This is a genomic window from Streptomyces sp. NPDC059582, from assembly GCF_042735715.1.
Classification (GTDB): Bacteria; Actinomycetota; Actinomycetes; order Streptomycetales; family Streptomycetaceae; genus Streptomyces.
The window spans coordinates 24995-42570 of the sequence record NZ_JBHWCC010000053.1 but is presented as its reverse complement, the minus strand read 5'-3'; the positions used below and the strand labels follow the sequence as shown (position 1 = coordinate 42570).

General features: G+C 72.8%; 16 protein-coding genes. 8 read left to right on the top strand and 8 right to left on the bottom strand.

Annotated elements, in window-relative coordinates:
- Positions 1-30: 30 nt before the first annotated feature.
- A complete protein-coding gene (locus tag ACFV0T_RS33565) occupies positions 31-876 on the bottom strand; it encodes a DNA-formamidopyrimidine glycosylase family protein (RefSeq protein WP_385787639.1) in 846 nt (281 codons plus the stop codon).
- Positions 877-969: 93 nt separating this feature from the next.
- On the opposite strand from ACFV0T_RS33565, the gene ACFV0T_RS33560 reads away from it, so the two are divergent.
- Entirely contained in the window at positions 970-1404 is a 435-nt protein-coding gene (locus ACFV0T_RS33560) for a hypothetical protein (RefSeq protein ID WP_385787636.1), read from the top strand.
- Here the strand turns inward: ACFV0T_RS33560 and ACFV0T_RS33555 are convergent.
- Complete coding sequence (locus ACFV0T_RS33555; protein WP_385787633.1) at positions 1367-6424, bottom strand: DEAD/DEAH box helicase; 5058 nt, start codon at positions 6422-6424, stop codon at positions 1367-1369. The two genes, ACFV0T_RS33560 and ACFV0T_RS33555, sit on opposite strands and share 38 nt — an antisense overlap.
- Positions 6425-6563: 139 nt before the next feature.
- Here ACFV0T_RS33555 and ACFV0T_RS33550 point away from each other — a divergent pair, with 139 nt between their 5' ends.
- The 3 genes from ACFV0T_RS33550 to ACFV0T_RS33540 are packed head-to-tail and all read left to right on the top strand — an operon-like array spanning position 6564 to position 8571.
- The gene (locus tag ACFV0T_RS33550) at positions 6564-7526 is read left to right on the top strand and encodes an AraC family transcriptional regulator (RefSeq protein ID WP_385787630.1); all 963 of its coding nucleotides are present in this window, start codon (positions 6564-6566) and stop codon (positions 7524-7526) included.
- A complete protein-coding gene (locus ACFV0T_RS33545) occupies positions 7427-8266 on the top strand; it encodes an AzlC family ABC transporter permease (protein ID WP_385787627.1) in 840 nt (279 codons plus the stop codon). Before ACFV0T_RS33550 ends, ACFV0T_RS33545 begins: the two co-directional genes overlap by 100 nt.
- A complete protein-coding gene (locus ACFV0T_RS33540) occupies positions 8263-8571 on the top strand; it encodes an AzlD domain-containing protein (RefSeq protein WP_385787624.1) in 309 nt (102 codons plus the stop codon). Before ACFV0T_RS33545 ends, ACFV0T_RS33540 begins: the two co-directional genes overlap by 4 nt.
- 10 nt (positions 8572-8581) lie before the next feature.
- On the opposite strand, the gene ACFV0T_RS33535 is transcribed toward ACFV0T_RS33540, so the two are convergent.
- The gene (locus tag ACFV0T_RS33535; protein ID WP_385787621.1) at positions 8582-9526 is read right to left on the bottom strand and encodes a hypothetical protein; all 945 of its coding nucleotides are present in this window, start codon (positions 9524-9526) and stop codon (positions 8582-8584) included.
- Positions 9527-9606: 80 nt separating this feature from the next.
- On the opposite strand from ACFV0T_RS33535, the gene ACFV0T_RS33530 reads away from it, so the two are divergent.
- Both ACFV0T_RS33530 and ACFV0T_RS33525 read left to right on the top strand, forming a co-directional pair.
- Positions 9607-9798 (top strand): DUF3046 domain-containing protein, encoded by a 192-nt coding sequence (locus ACFV0T_RS33530; RefSeq protein WP_385787618.1) that lies wholly within the window; start codon positions 9607-9609, stop codon positions 9796-9798.
- A 92-nt stretch (positions 9799-9890) separates the two neighbouring features.
- A complete protein-coding gene (locus tag ACFV0T_RS33525) occupies positions 9891-11258 on the top strand; it encodes an AI-2E family transporter (protein WP_385787617.1) in 1368 nt (455 codons plus the stop codon).
- Positions 11259-11325: 67 nt separating this feature from the next.
- Here ACFV0T_RS33525 and ACFV0T_RS33520 read toward each other — a convergent pair whose 3' ends face one another.
- The gene (locus tag ACFV0T_RS33520; protein WP_385787614.1) at positions 11326-12033 is read right to left on the bottom strand and encodes a hypothetical protein; all 708 of its coding nucleotides are present in this window, start codon (positions 12031-12033) and stop codon (positions 11326-11328) included.
- Positions 12034-12565: 532 nt separating this feature from the next.
- Here ACFV0T_RS33520 and recA point away from each other — a divergent pair.
- Entirely contained in the window at positions 12566-13696 is a 1131-nt protein-coding gene (gene recA / locus ACFV0T_RS33515; RefSeq protein WP_385787611.1) for a recombinase RecA, read from the top strand.
- A gap of 3 nt (positions 13697-13699) precedes the next feature.
- Positions 13700-14473, top strand: a complete 774-nt coding sequence (gene recX, locus ACFV0T_RS33510) for a recombination regulator RecX (RefSeq protein WP_385787609.1) — start codon at positions 13700-13702, stop codon at positions 14471-14473.
- A 179-nt stretch (positions 14474-14652) separates the two neighbouring features.
- Here the strand turns inward: recX and ACFV0T_RS33505 are convergent, their stop codons facing one another.
- The 4 genes from ACFV0T_RS33505 to ACFV0T_RS33490 all read right to left on the bottom strand — a co-directional run bounded on the left by ACFV0T_RS33505 (position 14653) and on the right by ACFV0T_RS33490 (position 17516).
- On the bottom strand, positions 14653-15051 hold the full coding sequence (locus ACFV0T_RS33505) for a rhodanese-like domain-containing protein (RefSeq protein ID WP_385787607.1): 399 nt from the start codon (positions 15049-15051) through the stop codon (positions 14653-14655).
- Complete coding sequence (locus tag ACFV0T_RS33500; protein WP_385787604.1) at positions 15048-15575, bottom strand: cysteine dioxygenase; 528 nt, start codon at positions 15573-15575, stop codon at positions 15048-15050. The genes ACFV0T_RS33505 and ACFV0T_RS33500 overlap by 4 nt, the downstream gene beginning before the upstream one ends.
- Positions 15576-15650: 75 nt before the next feature.
- Positions 15651-15737, bottom strand: coding sequence for a putative leader peptide (locus ACFV0T_RS33495; protein ID WP_313960178.1), 87 nt, complete (start codon positions 15735-15737; stop codon positions 15651-15653).
- A gap of 177 nt (positions 15738-15914) precedes the next feature.
- Positions 15915-17516: an FAD-dependent monooxygenase gene (locus tag ACFV0T_RS33490; RefSeq protein WP_385787602.1), complete on the bottom strand. Its 1602-nt coding sequence runs from the start codon at positions 17514-17516 to the stop codon at positions 15915-15917.
- Positions 17517-17576: the final 60 nt, after the last annotated feature.

Here is a 17576-nt window from a genome sequence, read left to right as displayed (position 1 = left end):
GGGGACGGTACGAGCAAATCTGACGGTCCGTCAATTGTTTGTGCGGGACCGGAATCTCCGGACCCCGGAGGCGCTGCCCGGGGCCGGCGCCGGGCCCGTCTGGCAGGTGGGGCACCAGTAGGTGGGGCGCTCGCGGGAGCCGTCGCCCTGGTCGGCCACGCGGACCTGTGTGCGGCAGCGCAGACAGGGGCGGGGAGCCCGCCCGTACACGAAGAGGTCCGGGCCGCGAAGGCCCGTGGTGCTGCGGACCGGGCGGTCTCGGTTGGCCTCCAGGAGCTTCTTGGCGAGTCCGGGCAGGACCGCCGCGCGCTCGGTGGGCAGGGCGCCGACGGGCAGCCAGGGGGTCGCGCCGAGCAGGAAGCACAGCTCGCTCTTGTAGACGTTGCCGATGCCGGCCAGATTGCGCTGGTCGAGCAGGGCCTCGCCTAGGGGGCGGGCGGGATCCGCCAGGAGGTTGGCCAGGGCTTTGCCGGGATCCCAGTCCGGGCCCAGCAGATCGGGGCCCAGGTGGCCGACGGCGCGGTGCTCGTCGGTGGTGCGCAGGAGTTCGAGGACCGGGAGGCGGTAGCCGACGGCCGTGTGCTCGGCGGTGCCGAGGACGGCCCGGATCTGGTGGGCCGGGCCGCCGGTCCAGCGCAGGCCGGGGGCGTACACCTTCCAGGCGCCCTCCATGCGCAGGTGTGAGTGGAGGGTCAGGCCGCCTTCGACGCGGGTGAGGAGATGCTTGCCGCGTGGGGTGACGTCCAGGACCGTGCGGCCCGTCAGGTCGGCAGTGGCGTACTTCGGCACCCGCAGATCGGATCGGATCAGCACGCTGCCCGCGAGAGCGCCGTGCAGTCGCCTCGCGGTCTGCCAGACCGTGTCACCTTCGGGCATGGGTCAAGGGTGGCACGGTACGGGGCGGTGCGGGGGCGGTGGGGCTGTGCGGCGGAGAGCTGTGCGGCGTGGTGGTGCGTTGCCGAGGGGGCGGTGACCGGCTGGGTTCGGGTGACGGTGATCGGCTGGCTCAGGGCGATGGTGATCGGCAGGGTGGGGTCGGCGGTGAACAGCAGGGTGAGGTCGACGGTGATCAGCCGGGTGGGGCCGGCGATGACCGGTCGTGTGCGGCACGTCGTGATCGGTCAGGCGGGGCCGGCGGATACCGGCCGGGTGCAGCTGGCGGTGACCGGCCGGGTGGGGTCGATGGTGATCGGCTGGGCGAGGTCGACGGTGACCGGAAGGTGGGGGGAGGCGATGACCGGTCGTGTGCGGCAGGTGGTGATCGGTCAGGCGGGGCCGACGGTGACCGGCCGGGTGCAGCTGGCGGTGACCGGCTGGGTGGGGTCGGTGGTGATCGGCTGGGTCGGCCTGCGGTGGAGGTTCCGGTTCATGCCCGAAGCCGTAGGCCTCGGGGTGTGGCGATGAAACCCGCTCCTTCCAGGAGGGCGCCGATGGGGGAGGTCAGGGCGGAGGCGCCGTTGACGCGCTCCACCGTGACCGTGCCGAGGGAACCCGCTCGCGCGGCCGCGGCGAGGGCCTCCGCGGCCTCCCGCAGCCGGGGGTCGTCGGTGGCCGTGCCCTCCGGGTCCTCGGGCCAGGCCAGCAGTGTCTTGCCGCCGCGCTCCATGTAGAGCGCCAGGTCGCCGTCGACGAGCACCACCAGGGAGCCCGCCTTACGGCCGGGCTTGTGCCCCGCCCCGGTCGGGGGCTCGGGCCAGGGGAGGGCCGCGCCGTACGCGTTCGCGGGGTCGGCGGCTGCCAGGACCACGGCTCGGGAACCGGGGGTGGGAGCGGGGCGGGTTCGCCGGTCGGGGAAGCCGGATCCGGAGCCGTGCGGAAGGGTCGGACCGCCTCGGGGGCCGCCGGCACCCGGTGGTGCGAAGTCGCGCGGCGAGATGTGGTCGCCGGGTGCGGCGAAGGCGTCCGGTGCGTGGCCGCCGGGCCCGTCGGCATACCCGAAGTCGCCGAAGTCACCGAGATCGCCGGTGTCGCCCGGGTGGGGCAGGCCGTCGGGTGTCTTGAAGGCGTCGGCGAAGTGGTCCCGCGCGCCGAACGTGTCGGTGAAGGTGCCTTGTGTGCCCGAGCCGTCGGTGAAGTCGCCGGGTACGCCGAAGCCGTCGGTCGCGTCACCGGGTGTGCCGAAACCGCCGGGGGAGCCGTTCGTGGAGCCCGGGCCGGGCAGGCTCTCGCCGCGCTCGCGGGCGTTGGCCACCGCGCGCAGGCGGTCCACCGCCCCGTCCATCGCGAACTGGGCCGCGCCGAGCCCCTCGACGACGTACCCACGTCGGGCCTGCCCGTTGTCCTCGAAGGCGGAAAGAATGCGGTACACCGCCGAGAACCCGCCCTCGACACCCTCCGCGGAGACCGCTCCCCGGGTCACCACGCCGTGCCGGTCGAGGAGGATACGGGCGAGGGCATGGGCGCGCACCGTGGGGTCCGGATCGCGCTGCGGGAGCAGGGACCAGCGGCCGGCGACGGTCGGCGGGCCGCTGCGGGAGACGGGGCGGGCGGCGGCCGTGAGCGAGCCGTAACGCCCGCGCGGGACCGTGCGCTTGGCGCGGTGCGCGGTGGACCCCGCGGTGCGTCCGGAGCCCAGCAGGGCGCGCATGGGTGCGAGGGTGTCGTTCGTGAGCCGGCCGGACCAGGCCAGGTCCCAGACCGCGTCGGCCAATTGGGGGTCCGTGGCATCGGGATGGGTGGTGGCGCGGACCTGGTCGGCGATCTGACGGAAGAACAGGCCGTAGCCCCCCGAGAGGGTGTTCAGCACCGACTCGTGGAGTGCCGTCAGCTCCAGGGGGTGGGGCGGGGGCAGCAGCAGCGGGGCCGCGTCCGCCAGATACAGGGAGATCCAGCCGTCCTTGCCGGGCAGTGCGCCCGCTCCGGCCCACACCACCTCGCCGGCCGCGGTGAGTTCGTCGAGCATCGCGGGTGTGTAGTGCGCGACGCGGGACGGCAGGATCAGCTTCTCCAGGGCGGACGCGGGCACGGACGCGCCCTGCAACTGTTCTACGGCACGCACCAGTCCGTCGATGCCCCGCAGCCCGTGCCCCTTGCCGATGTGCTGCCACTGCGGGAGGAACTGGGCGAGCGCCGGCGGAGTCACCGGCTCCAGCTCGTGCCGCAGCGCCGCCAGGGAACGGCGGCGCAGTCGGCGCAGAACGGCCGCGTCGCACCACTCCTGGCCGATCCCGGCCGGGTGGAACTCCCCCTGTACGACCCGACCGCCGCCTGCCAGTCGTTGCAGGGCGCCCTCGGTGACCGCCACGCCCAGGCCGAAGCGGGCGGCCGCCGTGACGGACGTGAACGGGCCGTGCGTACGGGCGTAGCGGGCGAGGAGGTCGCCGAGGGGATCCTTGACCGGTTCCGTGAACGCTTCCGGGACACCGACCGGCAGGGCCGTGCCCAGGGCGTCGCGCAGGCGGCCCGCGTCCTCGATCGCCGCCCAGTGCTCCGCGCCCGCGATACGGACCCGGATCGCGCGGCGGGCGGCGGCCAGCTCCTGCGCCCAGTGCGGTTCGGCGCCGCGCTCGACCAGGTCGTCGTCGGTGAGCGGCCCGAGCAGGCGCAGTAGGTCCGCGACGCCCTCGGCGTCCTTGACGCGCCGGTCCTCGGTGCGCCACTGGAGTTCCCGCTCCAGCTCGGTGAGCACCTCGGCGTCGAGCAGCTCGCGCAGCTCCGCCTGGCCGAGCAGCTCGGCCAGCAGCCGTGAGTCCAGCGAGAGGGCGGCGGCGCGACGCTCGGCGAGCGGTGAGTCGCCCTCGTAGAGGAACTGGGCGACGTATCCGAAGAGGAGGGAGCGGGCGAAGGGGGACGGTTCCGGGGTGGTGACCTCGACCAGGCGCACCTTGCGGGACTCCAGATCGCCCATCAGCTCGACGAGTCCGGGGACGTCGAAGACATCCTGTAGGCACTCGCGGACCGCCTCCAGGACGATCGGGAACGAGCCGAACTCACTCGCCACCTGAAGCAGTTGGGCGGCGCGCTGACGCTGCTGCCAGAGCGGCGTGCGCTTGCCCGGGTTGCGGCGCGGCAGCAGCAGCGCGCGCGCCGCGCACTCGCGGAAGCGGGACGCGAACAGGGCCGAACCGCCCACCTGGTCGGTGACGACCTGGTCGACCTCGCCCTTGTCGAACACCACGTCCGCCGCGCCGACCGGGGCCTGGTCCGCGTCGGCCGCCGTGTGTGAGGAAGTGCCCGCCGTCATGGGCGTCTGGTCGAGCAGGTCCAGGCCCATGAGGTCGGCGTCCGGGAGGCGCAGCACGATGCCGTCGTCGGCGTGCATGACCTGTGCGTCCATGCCGTACCGCTCGGAGAGACGGGCTCCGAGGGCGAGGGCCCAGGGGGCGTGGACCTGGGCGCCGAAGGGGGAGTGCACGACGACCCGCCAGTCACCGAGTTCGTCGCGGAAGCGCTCCACGACGATCGTGCGGTCGTCCGGGACATGGCCGCATGCCTCGCGCTGCTCGTCCAGGTAGGACAGCACGTTGTCCGCGGCCCAGGCGTCCAGGCCCGCGGTGAGCAGGCGCAGACGGGCGTCCTCCTTGGGCAGGGAGCCGACCTCGCGCAGGAACGCGCCCAGCGCGCGGCCCAGTTCGAGCGGCCGGCCCAGTTGGTCGCCCTTCCAGAAGGGCAGACGGCCCGGCACCCCGGGGGCGGGGGAGACCAGGACCCGGTCGCGGGTGATGTCCTCGATGCGCCAGGAGCTGGTGCCGAGCGTGAAGACGTCCCCCACACGCGATTCGTAGACCATCTCCTCGTCGAGCTCGCCGACCCGGCCGCCGCCCTTCTTCGGGTCGGAGCCGACGAGGAACACCCCGAAGAGGCCGCGGTCGGGGATCGTGCCCCCGGAGGTGACGGCCAGGCGCTGCGCGCCGGGACGGCCGGTGATCGTGCCGGCGACCCGGTCCCACACCACGCGCGGGCGCAGCTCGGCGAACGCGTCGGACGGGTAGCGGCCCGCGAGCATGTCGAGGACCGCGGTGAACGCCGATTCCGGCAGCGAGGCGAACGGGGCGGCGCGGCGGACGGCGGCGAGCAGGTCGTCGACCTGCCAGGTGTCCATGGCCGTCATGGCGACCACCTGCTGGGCCAGGACGTCCAAGGGGTTGGCGGGCACCCTCAGGGACTCGATGGCGCCCACCCGCATCCGCTCGGTGACCACGGCCGCCTGGACCAGGTCACCGCGGTACTTCGGGAAGACCACGCCGGTGGAGACCGCGCCCACCTGGTGTCCCGCACGGCCCACGCGCTGGAGACCGGAAGCGACGGAGGGCGGCGACTCGACCTGGACGACCAGGTCGACGGCGCCCATGTCGATGCCCAGTTCGAGACTCGAGGTGGCGACGACGGCCGGCAGCCGGCCCGCCTTCAGATCCTCCTCGACGAGGGAGCGCTGTTCCTTGGACACCGAGCCGTGGTGGGCCCGCGCGATGACCGGCGGAGCACCCTGGGCCGCCCCGGAGCCGCCCATGAGCTCGGCGGGCGAGTGGTGTTCTTCGAGAGGCTCACCGGTGGCCCGCTCGTACGCGATCTCGTTGAGCCGGTTGCAGAGCCGCTCCGCGAGGCGGCGCGAGTTGGCGAAGACGATCGTGGACCGATGGGACTGGACGAGGTCGGCGATCCGCTCCTCGACGTGCGGCCAGATCGAGGGGCGTTCCGCGCCCTCGGAGCCCTCGGCGACCGGCGAGCCGCCCAGCTCGCCGAGGTCCTCCACGGGGACGACGACGGAGAGGTCGAACTCCTTGCCGGACTTCGGCTGGACGATCTCCACCTTGCGGCGCGGTGACAGATACCGCGCGACCTCGTCGACCGGGCGGACGGTCGCCGAGAGGCCGATGCGGCGGGCCGGTTTCGGCAGGATCTCGTCCAGCCGCTCCAGGGAGAGCGCGAGGTGAGCCCCCCGCTTGGTGCCCGCGACCGCGTGCACCTCGTCGAGGATCACCGTCTCGATGCCGGTCAGCGCGTCGCGCGTGGTGGACGTCAGCATCAGGAACAGGGATTCCGGGGTGGTGATCAGGATGTCCGGCGGCCGCGTGGCCAGCGCGCGGCGCTCGGCGGGCGGGGTGTCGCCGGAGCGGATACCGACCTTCACCTCCGGCTCGGGCAGGCCGAGGCGCACGGATTCCTGGCGGATGCCGGTCAGGGGGCTGCGCAGGTTGCGCTCGACGTCGACCGCGAGGGCCTTCAGCGGGGAGATGTACAGCACCCGGCAGCGCTTGCGGGGGTCCGCCGGGGGTGGCGTCGAGGCGAGCTGGTCCAGGGCGGCGAGGAAGGCGGCCAGGGTCTTTCCCGATCCGGTCGGGGCGACCACCAGCACGTCCGAGCCCTCGCGGATGGCCTGCCACGCGCCCGACTGGGCCGCGGTGGGCGCGGAGAACGCCCCCGTGAACCAGCCGCGGGTCGCGGGGGAGAAGCCGTCGAGGGCTCGGTGTGCGGAGCTGACCATGCGTCCATCCTGCACCCGACCACTGACAATCGCGCTGACCTGGGCGAATGCCGTCCGCGGGAGTACAACGCCGGCGGTCTCGTCGGCCGCTGCGGCGCCGGGCGTGGCTGAGAATGGGCTCATGGCAGGAAATGGGCTCATGGCAGGCTCGGGTGAGCGCGCACGGCACTGGCAGTACGCGGAACTGCCGGGAGTCGATCTGCTGCGGGCCCGGTACGTGCGGAAGACCTTCGTTCGGCACACCCACGAGAACTTCGTGATCGCCGCCATCGCCGAGGGCGTGGAGGTCTTCCACCACGGCGGGGGTGATCAGTACGCGGGGGCCGGAGCGCTCGCCCTGGTGAATCCCGACACTCCGCACACCGGGCGGGCGGGGGTGCCCGAGGGCTGGCGGTACGGGGCGGTGTATCCGTCGCCGGAGGTCGTGGCGGAGATAGCGGCCGAGACGACCGTCATCCGGGGCACCCCGGGGTTCGTCAGCCCCGTCCTCGACGACCCGTACACCGTCGGGCTGGTGCACCAGGTGCTGCGAGCCGCCGACGAGGGCAACGCGCTGGCCGCCGACACTTTGCTGAGGGTCGCCGTGACCCGGCTGCTCCGGCTGAACGGCGGGCCGCTGCCCCGGCGTGAGGTGCGCACGGCGGGTGCCCGGACCGCGGCACGCGCGCGTGCCGTGCTGGAGGAGCGGATGTCCGGGCCGCCGACCCTTGAGCAGTTGGCCGCCGACCTCGGGACCAGCCCGTTCGCCTTGCTCCGCGCGTTCCGGGACGCCTACGGGATGCCGCCCCACACCTGGCTGACGGACGCCCGGGTGCGCCGGGCGCGACGGCTGCTGGACGCGGGTACGGCGCCCGCGGAGGCGGCGCTCTCCGTGGGGTTCACCGATCAGCCCCACCTCAACCGTCACTTCGCGCGGATCGTGGGCGTGCCTCCGGGCGCGTACCAGCGCGAGCGCAAGAACGTACAAGACCTGCGGCGGCAAATGCTCCTACCGTCCGAGACGTGGCAGAACAGACAGCTCTCGCAGACACATCCGCCGAAGACGGGGAAAAACCCGATGCCGCCGTCGTACGGGACGCCCTCGGAGTCGGGGTCGCCGTAGGGCTGTCCGGGTTCGCCTTCGGGGTGACCTCGGCCGGCAGCGGGATCACACCGGCGCAGACCTGTGTGCTGAGCCTGCTGGTGTTCACCGGGGCGTCCCAGTTCGCGTTGGTGGGGGCCCTCGCGGCGGGAGGCAATCCGCTCACGGCGGCCGCGGGCGCGTTCTTCCTCGGGGTGCGCAACGCCTTCTACGGGCTGCGTCTGTCGCAGTTGCTGGCCCTCCCGCGCGCGGTGCGCCCGTTCGCCGCCCAGTGGGTCATCGACGAGACCACCGCGGTGGCCCTGGCCCAGCCGACGCGGCGCAGCGCGCGCCTCGGGTTCGCCGTCACCGGGCTCAGCCTGTACGTGCTGTGGAACCTCACCACCCTGCTGGGCGCGTTGGGTGCCGAGGCCATCGGGGACACCGACGCCTGGGGCCTCGACGCGGCCGGCCCCGCGGTCTTCCTGGCGCTGCTGGCCCCGATGCTGAAGACCACCACCGAGCGGGTCGTCGCGAGCCTCGCGGTTCTGCTGGGCCTCGGTCTGCTGCCGGTGCTGCCCGCGGGGGTGCCGGTTCTGGTGGCCGCGCTCGCGGCACCGGTCGTCCTGTGGGCGGAGGGACGCCGCAGGGGCGGCGCGGGCGGCCTCGCGGGACAGGCGGAGATGGTGGAGAAGGCCGCCGGGAAGGCCGGGAAGGCCGGGAAGGCCGGGAAGGCCGAGAACATCGAGAAGATCGAGAAGATCGAGAAGGAGGATCGTTGAACACGTGGATCGCCATCGGCGCGACAGCCCTCGGCTGCTACGCCGTCAAGCTCGCCGGACTCCTCGTCCCCGCCGGGGCGCTGGAACGCCCTCTCGTCAGGCGGCTCGCCGCACTGCTGCCGGTCGCCCTCCTCGCCGCGCTCACCGCCCAGCAGACCTTCGCCGACGGGCACGCGCTCGTGCTGGACGCCAAGGCGGCGGGGCTCGCCGCGGCGGCGGTGGCGCTCGTGCTGCGTGCGCCGTTCCTGCTCGTCGTCGCCGCGGCCGTGGTGGTGACGGCGGCGGTGCGGGCCCTGGGCGGCTGAGGAGACCCGCTCAGCCGATGGAGCGGCCGTACGCCCTGAGGGTGCGCAGTGCCTCGACCGTCACCATCGGGCGGGCTTCCAGGGCGGTGCCCGGAGCCCACTGGCGCCAGCGGACGGGCCAGCCGCCGTCCTCCCCCTGCTCGTCCGCGAGGAAGTCCAGGGAGCGGCTCATCTCCTCGTCCGTGAACCACGCGCGCGCGAGGGAACGCGGGGTGCGGGCGTAGTCGTGCGGGAAGTGGTACTCACCCGGGGCGTAGCCCGGTGCGACGGGGTGACTGTCGCGGCGGTCCGGGTCCAGGGCGGCGAGGCGGTGTTCGCGCACCAGGCGGCCCAGGCGGTCGGCGGCCGCCTCCGCGCGCGGGCGGTCGGGAGCGGAGTCCAGGAAGGCCACGGCGGCCTGGATCTCGTAGGGGTGGGACTTCTCCAGGGACTCGATCTGTTGCCAGCAGAAGTCCGTGGCCCGGAACAGCCAGGCGTGCCACACCTCGTTGCGGTGCAGCAGACCCACCACCGGCCCGGTGGCGAGGAGTTCGCTGGGCGGGTCGTCCACGATCGTGAGGAAGGGGGCCGCCGGGTAGCCGCGCTGGCCGGGATGGATCGCCGGCAGGGCGCCGTCCGGGGTGGAGACGGCGGTCAGGTAGCGGCACACGCGTTCCACACGCTGTCCGCCGCAGCGCTCGATGGAGTCCAGGACACGCAGGGCGTGCCCGGTGTGCAGTGGCTGGCTGACCGGGCCGCGAAGATCGGGTTCCAGCGCGTGGCCGTACCCCCCGTCCTGGTTGCGGTAGGCGTCCAGCGCGGTCTCCACCGGATCGGCGTCGCCGTTCAGGAAGTGGTACGCGAAGAGGCGCTGCTCCAGCACGCGCGCGGTGAGCCAGACGAACTGCTCGGCGCGGAAGAGCGGGGAGCGTGTCGAGGGCGTCGGGTGGAGTGGGGAAGCTCCTGTTTCGGACATGCGTCAGACCGTAGGACGGAAAGCGTTCTCGGCGGACGGTCCCGGCGTGGGCCCACTCTCAGGGGCGGGATACTGGAGTCATGCGGTTGACGGTCTTCTGGCAGCGGATGGCGGAGCACTTCGGTGCGGGCGCCGAAACCTTCGCACGTGATCATGTGATGTCGGAACTCGGCGAGCGTACGGTCCACGAGGCGCTGGCGTCCGGCTGGGCAGCCAAGGACGTGTGGCGGGTGGTCTGCACGGTGATGAGCGTCCCGCACGAAAAGCGCTGACCGAGGCTGACCGAGCACCGTTCGAGCGCCGGCAGGTCACGAAGATCGCAGGACGGTGACCGATTGTCGGTGGCGTGGGTGAGACTTGGTCCGTGGCACCCACTGACGAGACCGGACAGTCCGCCCGGCAAGCATCCCCGTTCGGGACGACACCGCCGACCCGGCCCCCCGCCGACGGCACCGGCGCCGGGCCCAACGCACGCATGCCGCGCTGGCTGCCGCGCGCCATGGTGCTGGCGCTCTCCCTCGTCGCCCTCTTCCAGCTCGGCAGTTGGGCCTTCCACCAGCTGACCGGGCTGCTGATCAACATGCTCATCGCGTTCTTCCTGGCGCTCGCCATAGAACCCGCGGTGAGCTGGATGGCCGCCCGCGGCATGCGCAGGGGGCTCGCCACCTTCCTGGTGTTCTTCGGGCTGCTGATCGTGACAGCCGGCTTCGTCGCGCTGCTGGGGTCGATGCTCGCGGGCCAGATCATCAAGCTGATCGAGGGGTTCCCGGACTATCTCGACTCGGTCATCAACTGGATCAACACGACGTTCCACACCGAGCTCAGACGGGTGGACGTCCAGGAGGGACTGCTCCACTCCGACTGGCTGAGGAAGTACGCGCAGAACAGCGCCGCGGGCGTGCTGGACGTCTCCACACAGGTGCTCGGCGGCCTCTTCCGGCTGTTGACGGTCGCGCTGTTCTCGTTCTACTTCGCAGCCGACGGCCCGCGCCTGCGCCGCACCATCTGCTCCGTGCTGCCGCCGGCGCGACAGGCCGAGGTGCTGCGCGCGTGGGAGATCGCCGTCGACAAGACCGGCGGCTATCTGTACTCACGCGGGCTGATGGCACTGATCTCGGGCGTCGCCCACTACATCCTGCTGGAGGCCCTGGGCATTCCGTACGCGCCCGTGCTCGGTCTGTGGGTCGGGGTGGTCTCGCAGTTCATCCCCACCATCGGCACGTATCTCGCGGGTGCCCTGCCCATGCTGATCGCCTTCACCGTCGACCCCTGGTACGCGTTGTGGGTGCTGATCTTCGTCGTGGTCTATCAGCAGTTCGAGAACTACGTGGTGCAACCCAAGTTGACCTCCAAGACCGTCGACATCCATCCCGCGCTCGCCTTCGGGTCGGTCGTCGCCGGCACCGCCCTCCTCGGCGCGGTCGGCGCGCTGATCGCGATCCCCGCGGTCGCCACGTTGCAGGCGTTCCTCGGGGCGTATGTGAAGCGGTACGCCGTCATGGACGATCCCCGGATGCACGGGCGCGGCAGACGCGGCGCGGGGTCCGGGACAGGCGCCGGCCTGCTCACGCGCGCGCGGCGCCTGCTGCGGGGGCCGCGGGACGCCGCAGCGGCCGGGGATTCCGGTGCGAGTGGGGACGCCGGGCCGGACAGGGGCTCTGGGGGGCCCGACAAGGGCCCCGGGCCGGGCGGGGATTCCGGTCCGGGCGGTGGGGACGCCGACCGGGGCTGAGGTCGGGGCACGGCGAGGTGCGTACGCGCGCGTACTGACAGGCGGCAGGGCCGGGTCAGTTGCCGGGTCAGTAGGTCAGGACGGCCCACACTCCGGCAGCGGCGACGGCGGCGGCGTAACAGGCGATCGCCACGGTCACGATCCGGCGCCGGACCGGCTCGCTCCACGACGTGCGGGACAGCAGCCGGGCCAGCGCGGGCAGGACCAGGACCGCGTGCAGGCTGACTCCGTGCAGCGGCTTGAGCGGAGCCGTCGAGTGATACGCGGCCTCCTGGTGGCCGGTACGGGTGAGCACGACCCCGCGCGCGATCATCGCGGCGCCCGAGACCAGCGCGACCAGCAGGATCGCGAACCCGGAACGCACCGCCGACGGCATGCCCGCGGGACCGGTCGGCCGGTGTCGGAAGGACACGATCGCGAACACGGTGAGCAGCCCCACGAGGACTCCGCCGCCCACCGCGAGCGTCATGGACACCGCCGTGTCGAAGGGCGTCTCCATGTTCAGATGCGAGGGCACCCGGCGCCACGCCTGAAGCGTGATGCCACCGACCTCCACGACACAGTCCACCGCGAAGACGGTCAGCAGTACCGTGCGCAGTCGCCGTTCCATCCGCAGGTACGACGTGACCCAGGCGACCGCGATGAGCGTCACGCCGAAGGACAGCCCGAAGGTCACGGGCTTGCGCCAGGAGACGGGACCGTCCCACGGGCCGCCGTCGACCGCGAACACCAGGAGATGGACCAGGCCGGAGAGGACCAGGAGCACGCCGGTCACCTGGCAGAGGCGGTCCGCGAGCGGGCTCTGGGGACCGGGAAAGCTGCCGGTGCCGGTGCCGGTGCCGGTGCCGGTGCCGGTGCTGGAGCGGGACCGAGACCGAGTCCGGTCGATTCCCGGTCGGCCCGTTCGCCTTCGCCGTCCTTGTGGCTGTGCCGCACGGTCCTGTCGCTGCTGCTCATGGTCCGAGCCTCGCGGGAATGCCGTGTGCCGTCGTCGTCCGGCCGAAGGCAGTCGGCGTACGCCGGGGGGAGTAGCCGCCGGAGGACCGGTTGGAACCGGGCGCGGAGTCCGGTACTCGCCGGGGCGCGAACGTAGGCTCGGAGGTGGCGAGTGGTGCGCTTGACACGAAAATCGAACATCCATTCTTATGGAGTCTCCGGCAAGGCTCTTCGAGGGCGTTTCGGCCCGGTTCGACCGGAGAAATGCCCAAGTTATCCACAGGCGGGACCAGCGTCGGGGCGCATTGTCAGTGGCAGGCGTTAGCGTCTTTGACGTGAAGCGATCGACTCAAGCAAACCGGGTGGAACCCATGGCAGGAACCGACCGCGAGAAGGCGCTCGACGCCGCGCTCGCACAGATTGAACGGCAATTCGGCAAGGGCGCGGTGATGCGCCTGGGCGAGCGGCCGAACGAGCCCATCGAGGTCATCCCCACCGGGTCGACCGCACTCGACGTCGCCCTCGGTGTCGGCGGTCTGCCGCGCGGCCGAGTGGTGGAGGTCTACGGCCCGGAGTCCTCCGGCAAGACGACCCTGACCCTGCACGCGGTGGCGAACGCGCAGAAGGCCGGCGGACAGGTCGCCTTCGTCGACGCGGAGCACGCCCTCGACCCCGAGTACGCGAAGAAGCTCGGCGTCGACATCGACAACCTGATCCTCTCCCAGCCCGACAACGGTGAGCAGGCGCTGGAGATCGTGGACATGCTGGTCCGCTCCGGCGCGCTCGACCTCATCGTCATCGACTCCGTCGCCGCGCTCGTCCCGCGTGCGGAGATCGAGGGCGAGATGGGCGACAGCCACGTGGGTCTCCAGGCCCGTCTGATGAGCCAGGCCCTGCGGAAGATCACCAGCGCGCTCAACCAGTCGAAGACCACCGCGATCTTCATCAACCAGCTCCGCGAGAAGATCGGCGTGATGTTCGGCTCCCCGGAGACCACGACGGGTGGCCGGGCGCTGAAGTTCTACGCCTCGGTGCGGCTCGACATCCGCCGTATCGAGACGCTGAAGGACGGCACCGACGCGGTCGGCAACCGCACCCGCGTCAAGGTCGTCAAGAACAAGGTCGCGCCGCCCTTCAAGCAGGCCGAGTTCGACATCCTCTACGGGCAGGGCATCAGCCGCGAGGGCGGCCTGATCGACATGGGTGTGGAGAACGGCTTCGTCCGCAAGGCCGGCGCCTGGTACACGTACGAGGGCGACCAGCTCGGCCAGGGCAAGGAGAACGCCCGCAACTTCCTGAAGGACAACCCCGACCTCGCCAACGAGATCGAGAAGAAGATCAAGGAGAAGCTGGGCGTCGGCGTACGGCCGGAGCCCGCCGCTGAGCCGGGCGCGGACGCGGCGGTCTCCGCGACCACCCCCGCGGACGACGCCACGAAGACGGTGGCCGCCCCCACCGCCGCCAAGACCGCCAAGACCAAGGCCGCGGCTGCCAAGAGCTGACCCGTGACACGACGAACCGACTGGGCCGAGTACGACCGCCTCGACGCTCCGCGGGAGCGGGACGGAGGAAGCGGCCACGGCGGCCCCGAAGGCACGGACGACGGCGTGAACTACGGCGCGTACGGGGGTGAGCTGCCCCGGGGCGAGGGCGGCGCACCTGGTCGCGGCGGACGCGGTCGTCGGCGGCGGCGCGGTTTCGGCGAGCCGTCCGGCGACCCACAGGACGGAGGCCCCTCCTCCTCGTCGAGGGCCGAGCAGGGGGAGCCCCCGGGAGACCCGGGTGAGCGGGCGCGGGCGATCTGTCTGCGCCTGCTCACCGGGACCCCGCGCACGCGGAAACAGCTCGCGGACGCCCTGCGCAAGCGGGAGATCCCGGACGAGGTCGCCGAGGAGGTGCTGTCGCGGTTCGAGGAGGTCGGACTGATCAACGACGGCGCGTTCGCGGGCGCGTGGGTGGAGTCCCGGCACCATGGCCGGGGGCTGGCCCGGCGGGCACTCGCCCAGGAGCTGCGGACCAAGGGCGTCGATTCCACGCTGATCGACGAGGCCGTCGCCCAGCTCGACTCCGAGCAGGAAGAGGCGACCGCGCGCGACCTCGTCGCCCGCAAGTTGCGTGCCACCCGCGGCCTCGACCGCGACAAACGCCTCCGCCGCCTCGCCGGCATGCTCGCCCGCAAGGGCTATTCCGAGGGCATGGCCCTACGCGTGGTCCGGCAGGCACTGGAGGAGGAGGGCGAGGACACGGAGTTCCTCGCCGACGGCGGGCACGAGGGCTAGGAGCGCCGCTCCGCGGTCTCCCTGCTGCGCAAGACGAACGGGTCGACCGGATCGCCCAGGGCCGCCTTCGCCTCGTCACCAGGGACAACGCGGACACGGCCCAGCTCTACTGCTCTTCGGACCGCCTGTGAGTGTTCCCCGGGCGGCCTCCCAGCCGGGAGCGGCGCGGTCCTGGCGTGCTACGTCACCGGCAGCCCGGCCGCCTTCCACGCCTGGAAGCCGCCGACCAGGTCGGTGGCGCGGCGCAGGCCCAGCTGGTGCAGGGACGCGGCGGCCAGGCTGGAGGCGTAGCCCTCGTTGCAGATCACGACGACGCGGAGGTCGTGGCCCGTGGCCTCGTCTGCGCGGTGGCTGCCCTGGGGGTCCAGGCGCCACTCCAGTTCGTTGCGTTCCACGACGAGGGCGCCCGGGATCAGGCCGTCCCGGTCGCGCAGTGCCGCGTACCGGATGTCCACCAGCAGCGCCTCTCCCGCCTCGGCGGCGTCGTACGCGGCCCGCGCGTCGATCCGCTCGTAGCGCTCCCGCACCCGCTCCAGCAGTTCGTCGATGCCGGTCGGTCGCTCGCCGGTGCCGCTCACTGCCAGTCCTGCGGACGCTCGACCTGCTCCAGCCGCAGCACCGGCCCGGAGCGGCTGTAGCGGCGGATCTGCGGCAGCGGCGGGTAGTAGGCGTGTACGGAGATCGCGTGTTCGCCGGTGGACTCGTTGAGGACCTCGTGGACGTGGTGGCGGCCGAACGAGCGTCCGAGGCCCGCCGGAAGGCGGCGTTCCCGGTCCACGTCGTCGGAGAGTTCCAGCGTCTTCCAGCCGTCGGTGGGCAGGCGCGCGGCGAGGGAGTTCTCCTTGAGCTCGCCGCGCGCGGTGAGGAAGGCACCGACCGAGTCGGCGTGGTCGTGCCAGCCGGTGCCCGTGCCGGGCGGCCAGCCGATCAGCCAGGCCTCACTGCCGCCGGGCCCTTCCAGGCGCACCCAGGTGCGGCCTTCCGGGTCCAGCGGAAGCGAGGTGATGAGCTCGGCGTCGGCGGCGGTGCGCCGTACGAAGTCCAGGAGGTCCGCCTGCGTGGGGACCTGGACAGAAGCGGAGGCAGAGGGAGCGACAGACACGTGCACCGTCCTGATCAGCGTTCGCGAGAGCGCGCGGCGACACATGGGCCGCGCGCGGGTGGAGAGGGGGCGAATTCAGCAGGACGGGCGACACACGCAGCCCGCATAGCGGACGAGGTCCATGTGGACCCTCCGCCAAAGGCGTACGCAGGTGTCGGTCACGATCCGGAGTAGACCACGCCGGTACGGGGTGGTCAACTCACAGTCACTATGTGGACCCCGGTGCGACGGTGGGTCGCAGACGCAGACGCAGACGCAGACGCAGCGCAGTCGGGGCCGCGGTCGCGGCTGGCGTTCGCGACCGAGGCCCCTGTTCGCGACCGAGGCCCGTGTTCGCGGTCACGTCGAGACGGCGCCGGCCGTTGCCTCCGTTCGGGCCGGGCCGCCCAGAGTCGCCTCGGCCGCCGCGTACAGGTCGGCCGGGCGCACCCCGTTCAGGGCGGTGACCAGGTGGCCGTCGGGGCGGACGAGAAGCACGGTGTGGGCGGCCGCCCCCGGGTAGCTCTCGGCGACCAGCAGTTCGGCGGGATGCGGCAGCGCGGTCACCGCCGCGGCGAGCCGGGGCATGATCCCGGCCGTCACCCAGTGCTTGCGCTCCCACACACCCGTGCCCGGCGCGATCAGGACGACCAGCAGCGCACCGCGGCCGAGCCGGTCCCGCAACCGTACGAAGGTGCCGTCCTCAGCCGTCACCCGCACGTCCGTGACCTGGGCGCCGGGCGCGGTGTCGACGGGGACCTCCGCCTCCAGGTGCCGGGGCGCGAGCGGCGACTCGGCGTACCCCCCGGGCTCGCCCAGCGGGCCGCGCCCCAGGTGACCGTCCGTGAGCAGCGCCTCATGGCCCCGGGCCGCGCCGGGAACGTAGGCCCGCAACCCGCCGCCGCCGCGCAGCAGCGGCAGCGCCTGGTCGGCCGCGCGCAGCCGGGCGGCGACGACGGCGCGCCGCTCCGACTGGTAGCTGTCGAGCAGCGCCTCGTGCGGCCCGTGGTGCCAGGTGAGCGCCAGCTTCCAGGCGAGGTTGTCGGCGTCCCTGAGGCCCTCGTCCAGTCCCTGCGTACCGAGCGCGCCGAGAAGGTGGGCGGCGTCCCCGGCGAGGAAGACCCGGCCGGCGCGCCAGCGGCGGGCCAGCCGGTGGTGCACCGTGTGGACGCCGGTGTCCAGCAGTTCGTACGTCGGTGTGGAGCCGCCCGACCAGCCGGCCAGCGTCTCCCGGACGCGGGCCACCAGCAGGTCGGGCGTGACCAGGTCCCTGCCGGGCGGCAGCAGCCAGTCCAGCCGCCAGACACCGTCCGGCAGTGGGCGTCCGGTGACTTCCCCGGCGGAGGGACCGGACATCCGCCACGGCGGCATCCGATGGAGCAACGCCTCGTCGGCCCAGGGAAGTTCCGTGCGCAGCGCGGCCACGGCGTGTCGCTCCACCGCCGTACGGCCCGGGAAGCGGATGTCCTGGAGCTTGCGGACCGTGGAGCGGGGGCCGTCGCAGCCCACCAGGTAGCTGCCTCGCCACCAGGTGCCCTTGCCGCCACGGGTGTGGGCGGTGACGCCGGAGGGCTCCTGCTCGACGGTGTCGAGGCGGCTGTCCACGGCGACCTTGACGAGTCGTTCGTGGGTGAGGGCCGCGCGCAGGGCGCCGGTCAGCACGTGCTGGGCGATGTGCAGCGGGGCGGACTCGAGGTCGTCGAAAGCGACCTCACGCGTCACCTGCTTGCGCCGCAACGACCGCCATCCGGCCCAGCGGACGCCGGCGTCGGCGAGCGGGACCCCGGTCAGCTGCTCCACGAGCGCGGCGGTGTCCGCGCGCAGGACGACACTGCGCGCGAGGCGGGACTCGTCCTTGCCCGGGCCCTCGTCGAGGACGACCGAGGGAACCTCCTGGCGGGCCAGCGCGAGGGCGAGCGTGAGCCCCACGGGCCCCGCGCCGACGATGATCACCGGGTCCACGGCGCGGCGCCCCCTGCCCGTGGCGGCGTCCCCGGGGACGTATGCGAACAAAAGGCTGGA